Here is a 17731-nt window from a genome sequence, read left to right as displayed (position 1 = left end):
ACTATGATTTATCGCATGATAACTTTCGGACAACGGTAAATACTTCATTGTGCTATGCAGGGGAACTTAATTATGCCTGGTAAGGTTCTAATCGCTGAAGACGACGCCACAAGCCGAACCATCTACTCCACCTTTCTTGAAGCGCAAGGCTACGAAGTCATTGAAGTCGCCAATGGCAACGATGCGCTGAAAGTGATTGAGCATGAACCGGTAGATGTGTTGTTGACCGACGTAGTGATGGATGGCTTGGATGGGATGGCGTTGCTCGCCTGCGCGCGCGATGTGCAACCGAATATGCGCGCGATTGTGATGACCAGTCAGCGAACCCCGAATGCCATTATTGCCGCGTTGCGCAATCAGGTCTGCGATTTTTTAACCAAACCGTTCGAGCTTGAAGAATTGAGCGATTCCGTCAAATGCGCGATGGAACGCGCGGTGGTCACTAACATCGAAGTCATCTCCGCCAAACCCGATTGGATTGAACTGCGCGTGCCCTGTGATTTGAATGCGGTTGAACCGATTCAAAAAGTTTTATCCGGCATGCATGATGATTTGCCGAAAGAGACCCGCGATGCGATTGGTTCGGTGTTTCGCGAAATGCTCAATAATGCCATCGAACACGGCGGCAAACTCGACCCCACCAAACAGGTCAAAGTCAAATACATCAAATTAAAACGCGCCATTTTATATTCCATCCAAGACCCCGGCGAAGGCTTCAAGCTCGAAGAACTCGAACACGCGGCAATCACCAATCCCGATGACAATCCCTTTCAACACATGGAAAAACGTCTGGCAAAAGGTATGCGTCCGGGCGGTTTCGGCATCATGCTCGCCTCGCAAACCATCGACGAACTCCTCTACAACGAAAAGCATAACGAACTGATTTTCGTGAAATACATCGACCCGGCGCAGGAATAGTCAGGATACAGGATTCAGGAGCTAGGATACAGAATTCAGGACTCAGGGAATTCACATCCAAGTGTAATTTGGTCAAATCAATTCCTTAAATACACCCACGGATATTGAGGGCAACTCATGCGAAAACTTATCTATTATGTCGCGTGTACGGTTGACGGGTTCATCGCGCGCGAAGATGGCAGTTTCGATTGCTTTTTATCAGAAGGCGAACACCTCACCTATCTGATAAAGAAATCCTGCTCAACACTTGCGAAATTCACCTGATGACTTTTCCCTGAATCCTGAATCCTATATCCTGAATCCTGACTATGCTCATCCTATCAGAAGCCGACCTCAAACAAATTCTTACGATACGCGAAGTCATCGAAGCGGTTGAAACCGGCTTCCAGAGCCTGTTTCAAGGCGAAGCCTTGGCGCCGGAACGCTTGAACCTGGCGATTCCTTCACAAAATGCTGTGCTTTTGGAGATGCCTTCGCGGATTGAAAGCGCCTCACAAACTCTGCTTGGCACCAAAATCGTTTCGGTCTTTCCGGCAAATGTCGCGAAAAATCTGGACATCGTGCAGGGGCTTTATCTGTTGCTTGATGGGGAAACCGGAAAACCGCTGGCGTTGATGGAAGGCAAATTCATCACCGCCATGCGCACGGCTGCGGCTTCTGCACTGGCGACCAGGTTAATGATGAGCGAGGGCAAAAAAACTCTGGGAGTTTTTGGCGCAGGCGTGCAGGCGCGTTTTCATATCGAAGCGATGGTCGAAGTCGCAAGCATCGAAAAAATCTTCATTGCGTCGCGCACCATTGAAAAAGCTGAGCGACTTGCAGAGTTTGTTGAAGCCGCTTACCGGATTCCCTGCGATGTAATGAGCGCCGATGAAGTCGCCGAGAGTAGCGATTTAATTTGCACCTGCACGAATTCAAGCGAGCCGCTCTTTGAGGGTCGTTTATTGCAAGCCGGTTGTCATATCAATGCCATCGGCGCGTTCACGCCCAGGATGCGCGAACTCGATAGCCTGGCGGTCAAACGCGCGCGGGTTATCATTGATGCGCACACCGCCGCAGGCGCGGAAGCCGGTGATTTATTGATTCCGATTGCCGAAGGCGCAATCAACCCAACTCATATCCAAGGCACACTCGCCGAAGTCGTCGCCGGTAAAATTCGCGGTCGCGCGTCCGCAAATGAAATCACCCTGTTTAAATCGTGCGGCTTGGCAATCGAAGATTTGGTCACCGCGCAACTGGCTTATGAGAAAGCTCAGATTAAGGGCATCGGCACGCGAATCACTTTTTGAAAAGCGCCGTTAGAATTGGTTACCGACAAACAATTCAATCCAAGAGGTGCATGATGTTGAATAAAATTTTGACTTCCTATGATTGGTTCGATCACCCCGATGGTCCGAAATTTGTCGAGACGCATCGCGACACTTACCGCACGGTGGGTCACTGGCTGTTTTTGCCGCAAAGTTTTTCAGCTTTTCATCGCGTAGAAAATAATGAAGAGATTTGGGCAATTCATAGCGGGCGACTGTTGATTCATATTCTGGAACCGCCTGGTCAGCACAAAATATTTCGCCTCGGTATGGATTTTAATAATGGCGAGCGCCCTGTGGTGACGGTTGCAAAAGGCGTCTGGCAGGCGGCGGAAATTCCCGCAGGGGTCGAATTCGCGTTCGGCACTAACATTTGTGCGCCGCCATTTTCTTTTGCAGAATTTTCCATCGCAAAGCGTGAAACCCTGGTTCAACAATTTCCCCAACATGAAGAAAGCATTTTGCGCCTGACCAGAAGTTAAAGCGGTTGGTCAGGGACGTTCCGCACATCAAAGCGGCACAACCGCAAACCGACGATGACCAGATATTGCACGCCGCTATAGACCGCTTTTTCAACCTCAAGTGGTTTTACAAACCATTCTTTTATAAAAATACCGTGCGGACTCGCAGGCAAAAAATTTATGCTAAACTACCGACCCATATATTCAAGCTGATTTGATGAGGTTCAACATGTTGACGCAAACTGAAAAAGGCGACCACTTTCGCCAACTTCACCAACGCCCTCAAGCGTTTATTATTCCCAATCCCTGGGACATTGGAACCGCGCGAATACTGGCGCATCTGGGATTTGCAGCATTGGCAACCACCAGCGCCGGTTACGCCTTTTCACGCGGTCAGCGAGACAACACCATCGACCGTGACCAGATGTTGATGCATACCAAAGAAATCGCCGAGGCGACGGATTTGCCGGTAAGCGCCGATCTCGAAAACGGTTTCGCAGACGCGCCTGATGCGATTGCCGAAACCGTCAGGCTGGCTGCCGCAACCGGATTGGTCGGCTGTTCCATCGAAGATATGAGCAAGGATGCCAATCAACCCATCTATGATTTTGCATTTGCGGTTGAGCGTGTACGAGCCGCATCTGAAGCGGCACGCGCGCTTCCTTTCACGTTCACTTTAACGGCGCGCGCCGAAAATTATCTCGTCGGTCGCCCGGACATCAACGACACCATACGGCGACTCCAAGCTTATCAAGAGGCAGGTGCCGAGGTGTTGTACGCGCCGGGACTAAAGAGCAAAGCCGATATTGTTTCGGTGGTCAGTTCAGTTGATCGCCCGGTGAATGTAGTGATGGGATTGCAGGGCGTGCAACTCTCGCTTGCAGAACTTTCAGAAATCGGCGTCAAACGCATCAGTGTGGGAAGCGCCCTGTCGCGCGCGGCATTTGGCGCTTTTTTACGCGCGGCTGAAGAAATGCGAACCCACGGGACATTTACGTTTGCTGATGAGGCGGTGAGTTACAAAGACCTGAGCGCCATGTTCAACGAATAACTCCGGCGAACCGCTCAGGATGTAGCTTTGAGCATTTGCTCTCTGCCTTGAAAAGACAATGGCATGAAGTTAAGGAAAACGGTAGCGCCGACGGTCGAGTCTGCGCCGATTTAGAAAAGTCCGTCCTCGAAATTTCAAGGGGTCTTCGACCAAGACTGACGCAGGTTAGACAACCTGCGTTACCTCCGTGCCGCTTAACTTCATGCCATTGTTCTTAAACAAATGGGTAAAATGAAATTAAAAGGATTTTCATTTTGCAGAAAATCGCCTGCCGGAATTTCATGATTTATCTGCTTACAAGTTGCAAACCGACTTTTGTCGTGTGAGTATTGGTCGGAGTTTTACGAGCAGAATTTTCCCAACAACTTCACCGTCGTCATCATTAAAAATTCAGGAGGCGTTGATGTCACCCAAACCAACTGTCGCGGTAATCGGAGCTGGACTCGGCGGATTATGTGCCGGAATCAAGTTAAAAGAAGCAGGGTTTAATGAACTGGTCATTCTCGAAAAAGGCGACAAGGTCGGCGGCACCTGGCGCGATAACACCTATCCGGGTTGCGCCTGTGATACGCCGGTGGCGCTCTATCAATTTTCGTTCGCGCCGAGTTTGAAATGGAGCCATCTTTTCCCGCGCCATCACGAAGTTCAACAATACACCGAAGACCTCGCGGATAATTTCGGATTGCGTTCGCATCTGCATCTCGCGGACGAAACCATTTCGGCAATCTGGGATGACGAGCGCGCCGCGTGGACGCTCACTACAAGGCAAGGCAAAACCTATGAAGCCCAGGTCATCATCCCTGCGCTTGGACAACTCAATCGTCCGATGCTTCCCGCTATCGAAGGACGCGAGAGTTTCGCGGGCGTTTCGTTTCATTCGGCGCGTTGGAATCACCGCATTGATTTAACCGGCAAACGTGTAGCGGTCATCGGTTCGGCGGCGAGCGCCATTCAAATCATTCCCGAAGTCGCAAAAATCGCCGGACATTTAAGCGTTTTTCAACGCACGCCAAACTGGATTTTGCCAAGACGCGACCGCCCGATAAGCGATGAAGAAAAATTGCTGATTATGACTGCGCCGCATGTCGCCGTGCATAACCGCGAAGATATTTACCTGTGGGCGGATTATTTGTTCTGGCAGGCGTTCAGTTGGACAGAGGTCGGACGCGCGGCATTCACACGCATGGCGTTGGATCATTTGCATGAACAGATTTCAGACCCGGCGCTGCGACAGAAACTCACACCCGATTATCCCATCGGTTGTAAACGTGTGCTGTTTGCAGATGACATCTACCCCGCGTTTATGCGTCCGAATGTATCACTGGAAACCAATGCGATTGTGCGCATCACTGCAAACGGCATTGAAACCGGTGACGGCGCGCATCACGAAGTTGATGTGATTGTTTATGCCACAGGTTTTGAAACCACCGGCTGGCAATGGTCGCTCGATGTGACTGGCAAAAACGGCGCGCATCTTCGTGAAGCGTGGGCGGAAATTCCTGAAGCCTATTTAGGCATCACTACCTGCGGGTTTCCGAATATGTTTATGCTTTACGGTCCCAACACCAATCTCGGACATAACGCGATTACCTTTATGATTGAGCAACAGGCTGAGTACATCGTGAAGGCTCTCGCGGCAATGCAGGAGAGAAATCTGGTTGCTATTGAAGTAACCAAAGCGGCGCAGGATGCGTTTAACCGAGAGTTACAAGCCGCGCTTGCAACAACCGTGTGGGCAGACCCCGGCGCGGGTTCGTGGTACAAAACCGCCGATGGCAAGATTACCCAGAACTGGTCTTCACATACGCGCGATTATGCGAAAGCGACTGCCGAAATCAACTGGGATGCCTTCGGTGTTCGCGAACAAAAAACTTCTGCGGCGGGATAAATTGATAATCGTTTTACCAGGATAACCGATAAGGATTAATTGAATGAATCGCGCCATCGCCATGCTTTCGTTAGTAGTTCGTGATTACGACGAAGCTATTGAATTTTTTACCAAAGCGTTGCGATTTGTGTTGCTGGAAGACACGCCGATGGAAGGCGGGAAACGCTGGGTGGTGGTTGCGCCGCCCGATTCAAAAGGCGCTTCTCTGTTGCTTGCCAAAGCCGCGACCCCTGAACAACTCGCGCGCGTCGGCAATCAAACCGACGGGCGGGTCTTTCTGTTTTTACACACCACGGATTTCTGGAATGACTACCGGCATATGCAAGCTTACGGGGTGAAATTTGCGGAAGCGCCGCGCCAGGAAGTTTACGGAACCGTTGTGGTTTTCTATGACCTCTATGGCAACAAGTGGGATTTGGCGCAACCAAGAAAAACTTAACTTTCAGTATGAAAATTACCAACAGCACAATGGATGATATTGATTTGATTCTTGGGTTTTACGATGATGCGATTGCCTATCAAAAAAAGGTCTTCGGGCAACACTGGCTCGGTTTTGAGCGCCGTCAGGTCGAGCGCGAAATTGCCGAACATCGCCAGTTCAAAATCGTGGTCAATGAGCAAATCGCCTGCACCTTTGTCGTCACCTTCAATGACCCGCTAATCTGGGGTGAAAGAGATCAAGACCCGGCAATTTATCTTCATCGCATCATTACGCATTCAGCATTTAGAGGCGCAGGATTTGTCAAACACATTGTTGAATGGGCGAAAGCCTATGCGCGACAAAATCATAAACAGTTTGTTCGCCTGGATACCTGGGCAAACAATCAAAAGCTTATCGATTATTACATTGCCCACGGATTTACCTATCTTGGCGATATTTATCCCGAAAAAGTAAACGAACTGCCCAAACATTACGAAGGCGTCGCGCTCGCTCTATTTGAAATGAACATCGAGTAAATGTTCAGGAAATCCTAAGCTTGCGGCTGACCTTGCTTGACGCCTTGAAAGTCGCTCTTGTATAAACGCGGCGGAGAAAATATGGCTGGCATCACCTCGTTTGGCGCATACATTCCTTATTATCGATTATCCCAGCAAACCATCGCTGCGGCGTGGGGCGGACGGGCAACAGACGCCGAACGCGCCGTCGCCAATGTTGATGAAGATTCCATCACGATGGCGGTTGAAGCAGTGCGCGATTTGCTCGCTTGGCGAAACGGGCGCGATGTCGATGGACTGATTTTCGCTTCGACGACTTCGCCTTATAGTGAAAAACAGATTTCGGCGATGATTGCCACGGTCGCGGATTTACGCCACGATGTGCGCACCGCCGATTATGCCAATTCCCTGAGAGCGGCTACCACAGCCACTTTGACGGCGATTGACTCTATCAAAGCCGGTTCCGCTTCAAGCCTCATCATCACTGCCGCCGACACCCGGCTTGCCGCGCCGAAATCCGCCGGTGAGCGAACGTTCGGGGATGGGGCGGCGGCAATCGAAATCGGCAATCAAAATGTCATTGCCGAACTCATCGCCGCCCATTCAACGGTTGATGAAATCACCGACACCTGGCGACGCCCGACGAGCGATTTCGTTTCCGGTTGGGAAGAACGCTTTGCCATCACTCAGGGCTATCAAAAGGTCGTCACCAGCACCGTGAAAGAACTATTCGAGCGCAACGCGATTCCGCCCGGTGAAATAGCGAAAGCGATTTTTTATGCGCCCGATGCCGGGACGCTTGCAGGCGTGGCGAAGGCTTTGGGATTTAAAGCCGAACAGATTCCCGACCACCTGTTCAACACGGTTGGCAACACCGGAACCGCAATGCCGTTACTGGTGCTGTCATCGGCACTCGAAACCGCCGAGGCGGGAGAAAAACTTTTGGTCGTCGGTTATGGTTCGGGGTGTGACGCCTTAATTTTTGAAGTGACCGATGAAATCAAAAAGGCGCAAGCGGTAAATCGTCTGGGTGTGAAAGGTCATCTCAATTCAAAAGCGCGGCTTGATTCTTATGAACGTTACATCAAATTTCGCGAGTTGATTGAAACCGAAGCGGCGCGCCGCCAAGCGCCGATGGCATCGGCTACGCAGGTCTGGCGCGAACGTGATGACATCTATCGCTTCTATGGTTATCGTTGTTTGCAGTGCCAGAAGGTTCAATATCCGCGCCAGCGGCTTTGCATCAGTTGTCAGACGAAAGATCATTTCGAGACTCTGCGTTTAGCTGATAAACGCGCGAAGTTGTTCACCTATACGATTGATTATTTAAACGCTGATGCCGACCCGCCATCGGTGATGACGGTGGTGGATTTCGAGGGCGGCGGGCGCGCTTTTTTAATGATGACCGACCGCAATCCTGCGGAGGTGAAAATCGCTCAGGAAGTTGAAATGACTTTTCGTAAGCTGTATGATGCCGAAGGTTTTTCGCAGTATTACTGGAAATGCCGCCCCGTTCGTTAGATTAAGAAATAAAGAAACCTCACTAATTTTACATAGTCGTTTTCACCAAAACCCCTCCCCGTTTCGGTTTTATAAATGGCTGTTTCTACAGGGAAACATCTGTCATCTTAACCGCAATTGCGGAAAAGATAATCTATAAATTTGTTTAGGGAGGAGTTCTCTTTTATGTTCAAATTTTCAATCAGGCGTTCATTGGTAATGGTACTGGCGGTCGGCTTATTTGCCGCCTCAACCCTGCTCACATCAGCAAATCATTCATGGGGTTCTTATCACTGGGCGCGCAGCAGTAACCCCATCAATCTCATCTTGTTTGATAATGTGACCTCCGCCTGGGATCAATACCTCGCAGAAGCGTCTGCCGACTGGTCATCTTCTCAAGTATTAAACACGAGTATTGCACCAGGTAGCGCCAATCCGAAAACTTGCAAGGCAGTTAGCGGCGCTATCCAGGTATGCAATGCCAGATATGGCAACAACGGCTGGCTTGGTATCGCTTCTATTTGGGCAAGCGGCAACCACATCACTCAGGCTACGGTTAAACTGAATGACACCTATTTCAACACCGCACGCTACAACACGCCGTCCTGGCGACGGTTTGTCACCTGTCAAGAAGTCGGTCACACATTCGGGCTTGACCATCAAGACGAAAATTTCACTAACCTCAACCTCGGTTCGTGCATGGATTACACCAATGACCCAAGCGGAACAGCGGGAACCAATGGCACCGCAAACAATGAGCATCCCAATTCCCATGATTATCAACAATTATCATCCATCTATTCTCATACTGATGGCGCTGCGGCAGCGGCTCCAACATCTGAACCGCCACCGGCGATGAATGATATTGACATTGACGGACCAGGACAGTGGGGTAGATTGGTCAGAAGTTCTGAAAATGGACTTGTTGAACTTTACGAACTCGACTTTGGCAACGGACATAAAGTCATCACCATCGTCACCTGGACGCTCGAATCACGCCGCAGATAAGCGGTCTTCAGACTATTTCAAAGTTTTTAAAACTACGCTTTGGGTTACCCTAAAGCGTAGTTTTTTATTCCCTCCATCAAGCCAACCTTCTCGCTTGAACCAGAGTCTAAGCCGCCGTTAAAAAATTCCGGATTGTCGGAACAAAATTGTTTTTTGCAGGTTTAAGCAACCCAGAGCGCCAAAATGAACGCGCAAATTGAGTTTCCTTGCTGCGTTCACCTAACAACGATTCTACCACTCGTGCAAAAATCACTCGTAGAAGGAGAACTCTATGAAACATTACACGCTCCCCTTAATCGGCGTCTTGATGGTCGCCGTCTTATTGGCAAGTTTTTCCACTTTGCTTTCCAATCGCGTCAAAGCGAAAACCAAAAGGTTCATTCCCCACACCGGTGAACAGAATAAACTGCCTGCCGGTTGGAAACTTGGACAAGCGATTGTTCACGAAAACCTCACACTGTTTCCGGTTATCGCAAGCGAAACCATCAGCACCGAAGAATTCATCACCCTTGAAGAAGGCTTGAAAGCAGGCAAGGTTAAAGTCACGGAAATTACCGGCGCGAGTCGCACCACCAATAGAATTCAATCGCAACGTAACCCACAGGTTCAACAACCGGTCGTCCAAAGTTCTGACAACGCTGAAGTCAATCGCGTGATGGTGACCAACAATTCAGGCAAGACGCTGGTGTTAATCGCAGGGGAAATTATTCTCGGCGGCAAACAAGACCGCATCGTCGGACATGATTGCATTGTCGCTTCGACAAACGCACCGGTTCCCGTCGATGTTTATTGTGTCGAACATGGTCGCTGGCAAAGTCACGGCGGGGCAAATGCCGGCGCTATGAGTTTCGGCACCGCAAGCAATTACATGGCGGCGCCCAAGGTTCGTTCAAAAGCCCAGGCGGAAAAAAATCAAAGCGCGGTTTGGGAAGAGGTCGCCGATAAAGTTACCAAAAACCGCGTGAACACCTCGACCGGAACCCTCAATAGTGTTTATTCGGATAAAGCCGTGAGCACCAAACTCGCGGGTTATGAAAAAGCCATAAAAGCCAATCTGCAAGCGAAAAATATTGTCGGCGCAGTTGTGGCGATTAACGGCAAAGTGATGACCGCTGATGTGTTCGCCAGTCCCGGTCTGTTCCTTGCCTATAAAGACAAGTTGTTGCGCTCGTATGCGCTGGAAGCGGTGAGCGCAGGAAAAGCCGAGAATAAACCTGTCAGTTCAAGCGACGCCGAAGCCTTTCTTTCACAATCCACCGGTGATGATTCGGCAATTGAAAAAGACGGGGTTTATCGCATTAGCGAAAAACAGTCCAAAGATGAAGCATCTTTTCGCCTGGAACACACCGCCAAGGAACGCAAAGTGATTCACTACAACAAAGTCCGCAAGCAGTAAAATAATGGCATAAAACCGTTGAGCAAGCGGTCGCTGACCGCGCTGTTCACAGGAGTTGATTTTAAAAGACCTCAATCGCAAGGGGTCTTTTTTATTTTCATCACAAATAAAAACGATGCTTCGCTCTTGAAAAACCCGAAATATACAGCTAGCTTACACGGTCTACTTTGCTTTTGGATGAACGCGCTTAAACGAAAGGACTGATTGCATGCAGAGAGTGATTGACAAATGGTATAGTCCGAGTCTCGGCAAAGAGATGGAGATTGTCACCTATGGTTATTATGGATTTCCGCTACTGATGTTTCCCACGGCAGCCGCCGATTATCTCGAATATGAACGCTTTCATATGCTGGATACCATCAAACATCACATCAACGCCGGTAAGGTAAAAGTATTCTCAATCAACAGTATCAATCGTGAAAGCTGGCTTAATCGCCAATTGCCAACCCGACAAAAAGCTTTACGACAGGCGCAATTTAATAATTACCTCACCAATGAAGTGGTGCCCTATATTTTCACGAGTTGTAACGGGCGACAAGGCATCGTAACAACTGGCGCAAGCCTCGGCGCATTTCACGCCGCCAATCAACTCTTTCGTCGTCCCGATTTGTTTGCCGGGATGATTGCCATGAGCGGGTCGTATGACATTCGCGGGTATTATGATGGTGACTATCACGATGACAACGTCTATTTCAACAACCCGGTTGAATACGTCGCCAACCTTCACGAAGGCAGTTTTGAACTCAATGCCCTGCGCCACAAAAAACATATTCACATCATCACCGGACAAGGCAATTATGAAAACCCCGATGCCTCGCGCAGATTTTCCGACATCCTGCATGCCAAAGGCATCCCGCATGAACTCGATTTATGGGGTCATGATATGCCGCACGATTGGCCGACGTGGCGCGCTATGTTGCCTTATTACATTGAAACCCGATTCTAATTACCCGGACAGCCAGTTAATAAAAATGGGCGGCGTGTCCGCCCGATATTCTTAAACCCTTTCACAACCCTCTTCCTCACCGATTGCCAGCCACTACTTTGTTTTGGAGGTCTACGAGATGTTTTTCATCAGCTACCGAAAAAATTTCTGGAGTAACACGGATGATTCTGATCGTGATGCCATTCGCGATGTGCCTTTAGATAATTTATCTGAAGGACAGGATGTGGAAGAAGAAAAGTTCATGGCAAAGATCAAGGACAAGCGATTGCTACTGCTTATTCACGGCTATCGCAACAAGCGTGAAAATGTGGTCGGCGGATATGCGATGATTGACAACCAACTGCGCGCCAAAAATATTCTCGGCACCGGCGCGCGAGCTTATGAAGAGGTCATCGGCATTGCCTGGCCCGGAGGGCTTTTTCGCATCTCTTACATCATTGCCAAAAAACGGGTCAATAAAATTGCCGACAGTGTTTTTGCGCGCCTGCAAAAAATCGTCGCGCAGGCAAAAGCCGTCGATGTGATGACCCATAGTCTGGGAGCGCGAGTCATCCTCAAGGCGATGCAAAACGCTGACCCCAGCAAACAGTTGATTCGCAATTTGATTTTGACCGCGCCGGCGGTCGATGATGAATCCATTCAGGAAGGCGAAAAATTTTTCGGCGCCACTCAAGCCTGCCGCGATGTTTATGTGCTGTATTCGGATAACGACCCGGTATTGAGCACCTTTTTCAAAGTGCCTCTTTTAGGCGATAGTGACCGTGCCCTCGGTGAACGCGGACCGGAAAAGCCCAATAAAGTCGGGCAGAATGTTCATCTGGTGGATTGCATTCATATCGTTAAGGAACATAGCGATTATCGCAAACGCCTTGAACTTTACACCTTCATCAAAAAGGTTTTGGATGGACAGCCGATCACCTCACCACTGAGCGACGATGAAGGCTTTGTTCCGGGAGCCGGTTGATAATTTTTTTTTCGGACGGCATTAAGTCTTTCGTTCTTAGGTTTCTCCCATTAATCTGAGGTTGCTCAGCGCAGAAAGCGATTGAGGAACGAAAGACCATGCCGAAAAATCCTTTAAAACTCATCATCGCCGGTTTAGCCAGTCTCTATTTTTTATGGTGCGCCTGGTCAATGCAGTGGCATTTCATTGATGGCGTCAACCTGTTGATTCACGAAGCCGGGCATGTGGTCTTCCGACCGTTTGGCGAAGTGTTGATGATTGCCGGAGGTTCGCTTTTTCAAGTCATCATGCCGCTCATTTTTGTCGGTTATTTCGTTCGTCAAAAACAATATTTTTCCGCCGCGCTGGTGTTGTTCTGGGTCGGCGAAAGCATTTTGTATGTCGCCATCTATGCGGGCGATTCGCTGGCTTTGCAATTGCCGCTGGTTGGCGGCGAAGATGTGATTCACGATTGGAACTATCTGCTCGGTCGTTACGGCATGCTCAAACAGACCGCGAAAATCGCCGGACTCATTCGCTTTGTCGGCACCCTGGTGATACTCTCTGCCGTCGTCTGGTCAATCAAAGCATCATTGACCGAAGACGCAGAAGAGGTTGCAAGCTACACGCAGCAACCCGACACTCCCTGGTGGATGAAATAATGGCGAAACTTACGGGACAAACCGCAATCGTTACCGGCGCATCATCGGGTATCGGTGAAGCCATCGCCCGTCACCTGGCACGCGATGGCGCAACGGTCGTGATTACGGCGCGACGACAAGAGCGGCTGGACAAATTAAAACTTGAAATCGAACAAGCGGGCGGTAAAGCATTGAGGTTTGCGGGTGACATCAACGGTGATGAATTTCGCAAACAACTGGTTGATGAAACGATGACGGCGACCGGACGCATTGACGCGCTCATCAACAATGCCGGTTACGGGCAACGTGGCCCGGTTGAAATCGTTCCGCTTGCAACCATTCGCCGGAATTTCGAGACCAATTTCTTTTCGGCGGTCGCGCTAGCGCAACTCGTCATCCCGGTTATGCGCACACAACAAAAAGGCAGCATTATCAACATCAGTTCGGTTGCCGGAAAAATTTCGCGCCCGCTCTCTTCGATTTACAGCGCCACAAAATTTGCGCTTGAAGCAATATCCGACGGCATGCGGTTGGAGCTTGCGCCGTTTGGCATTCGCGTGGTGATTATCGAACCGGGTTTTATCACCAGCGAATTTCTTGAAGTCGCAACCGGTAGCGGCAAAGAGTTATTGGAAATTGATAGCCCTTATAACCAGCTGTTGGAAAATTCCGCGAGCGGCAAAGACTATCAACGCCTCAGAAAAATGGCAGGGACGCCCGATGATATTGCGGCAATCGTCGTCGAAGCCTTAACCACCAACCATCCGCGTCCGCGTTATGCGGCGCCCTTTCACGCCAAATTCGCTATTGCCATGAAACGCTGGTTGCCCGAACGTTTGACTGACCGCGTACTGGTCAATCAGTCCGGTATGAATAAAAAATAGGTCATTTACCGGCTTGCAAATTTCTTTTTTGAAAACCAATCTGCCAGACCAATGCTTCTTCAACCCGCTTTTGCTTAAAGACGCTCTTTGTGCATAATGCAAAGCGCATAAACCACCTCAGCCGAAAAGGGGTTGCTGACATGCAGAGCCATACGGCAAAACCAGTAACGGGACTTCTGATTTGGACGCTTGTGCTGTTCACTATCGCGGCAAATGTCGTTTTCGCTGAGCGGTTGCCGGTCAAGTCCTTCACCACGACTGATGGTCTGGCGCAAAACACGGTCAACCGGATTGTGCGCGATTCGCGCGGGTTTCTCTGGTTTTGCACGGATGGGGGATTGTCGCGGTATGACGGTTATACCTTCACCAATTATGGCATCGAACAGGGATTGCCTGACAATCAGGTTAGAAACCTGTTAGAAACCCGTGATGGCAAATACTGGGTAGCCACTTTCAGCGGTCTCTGCCAATTTAATCCCACCGGTCGCCCGTGGACTGTCGGGTCATTGTCAACCGGTCAGCAACCCAATCAACAGATGACGGACCAACACCTGACGACGGACGACCCGATGTTCGTCTTCATCAATCCGGTTGATCAACAAAGGACGGCGAGCGTGAACGCGCTGCTTGAGGATCGCGCAGGCGACGTCTGGTGTGGAGCCGGACATGGACTTTACCGGCTCGAACAGGTGGACGGGCAATGGATGGCTCGCCCGGTAGAGATTGGGCTTCCGCGAGAGGTTGAGAACGATAGAATTGTGCGTGCTCTGGTAGAAGACCGGCAGGGAGCCTTGTGGATCGGCGCAGGCAGTGGGCTTTACCGGCGTTGGTCTGACGGTCGCGCGGAACGCTACACCACGCAGCAGGGTCTGCCAGCCAACGACATCCTTGCGCTGCTCGTGGATACCAACGATCACCTATGGGTCGCGACCCGCAAAGGGTTGTCGCAAATCGCGATGGAACCCGGAACTCACCAGCCCAAAATCATCCGCGTCTACACCGAGAAAAACGGACTTCCCAGTGCCAATACGAGAAGCTTATTTCAATCCTCCACGGGGCAGTTGTGGGTCGGTTTGGTTACATCGCTGGTCGAGTTTATTCCGCAAGCCCGGCGGGATGATTTGCGACTTCCTCAATATACGAGCGAGTTGATTCTGAGCAAGATGTTTGTGCAATCCATCACGGAAGATCGCGATGGTAATCTCTGGATTGGCACGGATAACGGGGCGCTCAAGCTGGCGCGAAACGGCTTTACCACCTACACGGAAGCCGAAGGGCTTGGCGAATCCCGCATCTCGGCTCTTTTTGAAAGCCGCGCCGGGGATTTATGCGCCATGACGATCCTGTCCACAAAGACGCCGCTGAGTTGGTTTGCGGGAAAGCATTTCCGGGCGATTTGCCCGCGACTGCCTCAACACCTCACCTACTTTGGCTGGGGCTGGAATCAGCTTACGCTTCAAGACCAGGCAGGAGAATGGTGGCTCCCCACCGGGCAAGGATTGGTGCGCTATCCCAAAGTCAGTCACGTTGGCAGCCTCGCCAACACGCCGCCGAAAGCGATTTATACGACTAAAGACGGACTGGTTTCAAACGACATCTTCCGCTTATATGAGGACTCGCGCGGCGATATATGGATTGCGACTTTCTCTGAAGCCCGAGGTGGGATCACGCGCTGGGAACGAACAACGGAGACCTTTCATCACTACGGGGAAGCTGATGGCTTGCCGCTGAAGAACGCTGACCCGACTGCTTTTGCGGAAGACCGTGAAGGAAATCTCTGGATTGGTTTTATTGATACCGATTTCCTGGCTCGTTTCCGTGACGGACATTTCACCCTATTGACCACCAAACAAGGACTGCCGGCGGGCGGGGTCTATGACCTTTATCTGGATCGCGCAGGGCGATTGTGGATTGCCTCGACGCTGGGCGGTTTGACTTGCCTCGACGACACCAGCGCGGAGCAACCTCGATTCCTCACCTACACAACCGCTCAAGGACTATCCGGCAATACCATCAACTGCATTACCGAAGACCTTTACGGGCGCTTGTACGTCGGCACGGCGCGCGGCTTAGACAGGCTCGACCCGATTAGCGGGCGCGTCAAACCTTTCACGGTTGCCGATGGTTTGATTGCGGGCGAAGTGTTAGTGTCGTTTCGCGACCACAAAGGCGATTTATGGTTTGGCGGAAAAAGCGGCTTGTCACGGCTGACACCACAACCCGACCCACCCCAGACGCCGCCGCCGGTTCTGATCACCGGATTGCGTATTGGCGGCGAGACGCAGCAGATTTCGGCGCTCGGCGAAACCCGGATTGCCGCGATTGAACTTGCCCCCGACAAGAACCAGGTTCAGCTAGACTTCGTGGCGTTGGGATTCAGCCCCGGCGAAGGACTCCGCTATCAATACAAGCTCGAAGGGGCAAGCGAAGATTGGAGTCCGCTATCAGATCAACGCACGGTTAATTTCGCGCGTCTAGCGCCGGGCAGCTATCGCTTCCTGGTGCGGGCAGTCAACGCGGACGGGGTGATGAGCCAGCCGCCCGCGAGCTTTTCATTCCGCATCTTGCCTGCCCTCTGGCAACGCTGGTGGTTTTTGACGCTCACGGCATTGGCGGTTGCCGCCGCCGTCTATGCGCTCTTTCGTTACCGCATCGCTCAACTACTTAAAGTTGAGCGCCTGCGAATGCGGATTGCCAGCGATCTGCACGACGACATCGGTTCCAGTCTGTCGCAGATTTCAATTATCAGTGAAGTCGTCCGCGCTCAACTTGCCGACAATCATCCGGCTCTTTCAACGCCGCTTTCAACCATTGCGCAAACTTCGCGGGAGTTGGTGGATTCGATGAGCGACATTGTATGGGCAATCAATCCCAAGCGTGACAATCTGCAAGACCTCGTTCAACGAATGCGCCGTTTTGCCAGCGATACCTTAACGGCGCAAGAGATTGATTTTGAATTTATCGCGCCCGATGGACTACCCGAAATCAAACTCGATACCGACAAGCGCCGCGAAATTTTTTTAATCTTCAAAGAATCCATTAACAATGCCGTCCGCCATGCGCGCTGTACAGAGGTTTTCATTGAGCTTTCATTATCCCAGGGACATGTCCATCTTGATATTAAAGACAATGGCAAAGGGTTTGATGTCGCCAGCGCAACCCGTGGACACGGCTTATTCAGTATGCGTCAGCGAGCCGAGCGCATCAATGGACGATTGCAGATCACCTCTACAACGGGTCTGGGTACATCAATCAGTTTACAAGCGCCGCTCAAAATCCACCGGCACAGGGTAATTTGAATCGCCCCTATCCATGCATGCAGAAAAAATTTCTGCATGCCTCCTTTTGATAACCTCAGCAGAAAAATACCTACCTAAACAGATAGCGATTCTTGCTTACGTACTTGTTAAACTGCTGTCGATAATTTGAGACACGGTTGAGCGCTTTTCTCAAGTTCGCTCAAGAGAAATTTCGCAAACGCAAAAACAACGCGAATACAAAAGGGACGATAACCTCCAGCCAAATTCAGTATCCGGATTGATTCGCTCACAAGAGGGTTGCCATGAATAATCTGCGCCGTAAATTCATTGCCCTGTTTTCGGCATTGGGTATCGCACTGGTAATCGGGATAAGCGCCCTTACCGCAAGACTCCCATTGGCTAAGCCTTCATCGGAAACACGCGCCAGCCGACCTGAGACAGTTGGCTCCAGGTCTTCCCGGTCGTCAAAAAGCAGAAAAAACTCAAATCGGCTTTCGCTTAGCCATAAAGGCAAATCAACAGTTCAAAACAAGCCGACAGAAAACCCGCTGCATTTTCCGCAAAAACCGATTGCCTCCGTCGACCATAGGGT

Annotated in this window: 16 protein-coding genes and 1 pseudogene; 16 read left to right on the top strand and 1 reads right to left on the bottom strand. The window is 50.6% G+C overall.

The annotated features are described in order from the left end of the window. Positions 1-72 precede the first annotated feature (72 nt). The 4 genes and pseudogenes from AB1757_26620 (at position 73) to AB1757_26605 (ending at position 2707) form a co-directional block, all read left to right on the top strand. Positions 73-918, top strand: coding sequence for a response regulator (locus AB1757_26620; GenBank protein MEW6130633.1), 846 nt, complete (start codon positions 73-75; stop codon positions 916-918). A gap of 117 nt (positions 919-1035) precedes the next feature. After that, a pseudogene (locus tag AB1757_26615) lies at positions 1036-1131 on the top strand (dihydrofolate reductase). A gap of 95 nt (positions 1132-1226) precedes the next feature. Continuing rightward, a complete protein-coding gene (locus AB1757_26610; protein MEW6130632.1) occupies positions 1227-2207 on the top strand; it encodes an ornithine cyclodeaminase family protein in 981 nt (326 codons plus the stop codon). A 50-nt stretch (positions 2208-2257) separates the two neighbouring features. Beyond that, a complete protein-coding gene (locus tag AB1757_26605; GenBank protein ID MEW6130631.1) occupies positions 2258-2707 on the top strand; it encodes a cupin domain-containing protein in 450 nt (149 codons plus the stop codon). Here the strand turns inward: AB1757_26605 and AB1757_26600 are convergent. Then, on the bottom strand, positions 2704-2859 hold the full coding sequence (locus AB1757_26600) for a hypothetical protein (GenBank protein MEW6130630.1): 156 nt from the start codon (positions 2857-2859) through the stop codon (positions 2704-2706). The genes AB1757_26605 and AB1757_26600 overlap by 4 nt on opposite strands. A 56-nt stretch (positions 2860-2915) precedes the next feature. Between AB1757_26600 and AB1757_26595 the strand changes: the two genes are divergently transcribed. The 12 genes from AB1757_26595 to AB1757_26540 all read left to right on the top strand — a co-directional run bounded on the left by AB1757_26595 (position 2916) and on the right by AB1757_26540 (position 17178). After that, complete coding sequence (locus AB1757_26595) at positions 2916-3737, top strand: isocitrate lyase/phosphoenolpyruvate mutase family protein (protein MEW6130629.1); 822 nt, start codon at positions 2916-2918, stop codon at positions 3735-3737. Between the two features lie 403 nt (positions 3738-4140). Beyond that, on the top strand, positions 4141-5625 hold the full coding sequence (locus AB1757_26590; GenBank protein MEW6130628.1) for an NAD(P)/FAD-dependent oxidoreductase: 1485 nt from the start codon (positions 4141-4143) through the stop codon (positions 5623-5625). A 43-nt stretch (positions 5626-5668) separates the two neighbouring features. Next, complete coding sequence (locus AB1757_26585) at positions 5669-6064, top strand: VOC family protein (protein ID MEW6130627.1); 396 nt, start codon at positions 5669-5671, stop codon at positions 6062-6064. Between the two features lie 8 nt (positions 6065-6072). Continuing rightward, entirely contained in the window at positions 6073-6582 is a 510-nt protein-coding gene (locus tag AB1757_26580; protein ID MEW6130626.1) for a GNAT family N-acetyltransferase, read from the top strand. Between the two features lie 81 nt (positions 6583-6663). Further along, positions 6664-8082, top strand: a complete 1419-nt coding sequence (locus AB1757_26575) for a 3-oxoacyl-[acyl-carrier-protein] synthase III C-terminal domain-containing protein (GenBank protein ID MEW6130625.1) — start codon at positions 6664-6666, stop codon at positions 8080-8082. A 165-nt stretch (positions 8083-8247) separates the two neighbouring features. Next, on the top strand, positions 8248-9069 hold the full coding sequence (locus tag AB1757_26570) for a hypothetical protein (protein MEW6130624.1): 822 nt from the start codon (positions 8248-8250) through the stop codon (positions 9067-9069). A 271-nt stretch (positions 9070-9340) separates the two neighbouring features. After that, complete coding sequence (locus tag AB1757_26565; GenBank protein MEW6130623.1) at positions 9341-10465, top strand: DUF6569 family protein; 1125 nt, start codon at positions 9341-9343, stop codon at positions 10463-10465. A 208-nt stretch (positions 10466-10673) separates the two neighbouring features. After that, on the top strand, positions 10674-11411 hold the full coding sequence (locus tag AB1757_26560) for an alpha/beta hydrolase-fold protein (protein ID MEW6130622.1): 738 nt from the start codon (positions 10674-10676) through the stop codon (positions 11409-11411). 118 nt (positions 11412-11529) lie between these two features. Continuing rightward, a complete protein-coding gene (locus AB1757_26555) occupies positions 11530-12375 on the top strand; it encodes a DUF726 domain-containing protein (GenBank protein ID MEW6130621.1) in 846 nt (281 codons plus the stop codon). Positions 12376-12473: 98 nt separating this feature from the next. Beyond that, positions 12474-13016, top strand: coding sequence for a hypothetical protein (locus AB1757_26550; GenBank protein ID MEW6130620.1), 543 nt, complete (start codon positions 12474-12476; stop codon positions 13014-13016). Further along, on the top strand, positions 13016-13879 hold the full coding sequence (locus AB1757_26545; GenBank protein MEW6130619.1) for an SDR family NAD(P)-dependent oxidoreductase: 864 nt from the start codon (positions 13016-13018) through the stop codon (positions 13877-13879). Before AB1757_26550 ends, AB1757_26545 begins: the two co-directional genes overlap by 1 nt. Positions 13880-14019: 140 nt before the next feature. Next, a complete protein-coding gene (locus AB1757_26540) occupies positions 14020-17178 on the top strand; it encodes a two-component regulator propeller domain-containing protein (GenBank protein ID MEW6130618.1) in 3159 nt (1052 codons plus the stop codon). Positions 17179-17731 lie beyond the last annotated feature (553 nt).

The sequence above is a fragment of the Acidobacteriota bacterium genome (genome assembly GCA_040754075.1).
In the GTDB taxonomy this organism is placed as follows: Bacteria; Acidobacteriota; Blastocatellia; order UBA7656; family UBA7656; genus JBFMDH01.
Note: the sequence above shows the minus strand (reverse complement) of the source record. Positions and strands in the feature narration are given on the sequence as shown.

Bases quoted from the DNA above. Each gene is read 5' to 3' on its own strand.
- AB1757_26620 (MEW6130633.1), top strand. From the start codon at position 73: ATGCCTGGTAAGGTTCTAATCGCTGAAGACGACGCCACAAGCCGAACC.
- AB1757_26610 (MEW6130632.1), top strand. From the start codon at position 1,227: ATGCTCATCCTATCAGAAGCCGACCTCAAACAAATTCTTACGATACGC.
- AB1757_26605 (MEW6130631.1), top strand. From the start codon at position 2,258: ATGATGTTGAATAAAATTTTGACTTCCTATGATTGGTTCGATCACCCC.
- AB1757_26595 (MEW6130629.1), top strand. From the start codon at position 2,916: ATGTTGACGCAAACTGAAAAAGGCGACCACTTTCGCCAACTTCACCAA.
- AB1757_26590 (MEW6130628.1), top strand. From the start codon at position 4,141: ATGTCACCCAAACCAACTGTCGCGGTAATCGGAGCTGGACTCGGCGGA.
- AB1757_26585 (MEW6130627.1), top strand. From the start codon at position 5,669: ATGAATCGCGCCATCGCCATGCTTTCGTTAGTAGTTCGTGATTACGAC.
- AB1757_26580 (MEW6130626.1), top strand. From the start codon at position 6,073: ATGAAAATTACCAACAGCACAATGGATGATATTGATTTGATTCTTGGG.
- AB1757_26575 (MEW6130625.1), top strand. From the start codon at position 6,664: ATGGCTGGCATCACCTCGTTTGGCGCATACATTCCTTATTATCGATTA.
- AB1757_26570 (MEW6130624.1), top strand. From the start codon at position 8,248: ATGTTCAAATTTTCAATCAGGCGTTCATTGGTAATGGTACTGGCGGTC.
- AB1757_26565 (MEW6130623.1), top strand. From the start codon at position 9,341: ATGAAACATTACACGCTCCCCTTAATCGGCGTCTTGATGGTCGCCGTC.
- AB1757_26560 (MEW6130622.1), top strand. From the start codon at position 10,674: ATGCAGAGAGTGATTGACAAATGGTATAGTCCGAGTCTCGGCAAAGAG.
- AB1757_26555 (MEW6130621.1), top strand. From the start codon at position 11,530: ATGTTTTTCATCAGCTACCGAAAAAATTTCTGGAGTAACACGGATGAT.
- AB1757_26550 (MEW6130620.1), top strand. From the start codon at position 12,474: ATGCCGAAAAATCCTTTAAAACTCATCATCGCCGGTTTAGCCAGTCTC.
- AB1757_26545 (MEW6130619.1), top strand. From the start codon at position 13,016: ATGGCGAAACTTACGGGACAAACCGCAATCGTTACCGGCGCATCATCG.
- AB1757_26540 (MEW6130618.1), top strand. From the start codon at position 14,020: ATGCAGAGCCATACGGCAAAACCAGTAACGGGACTTCTGATTTGGACG.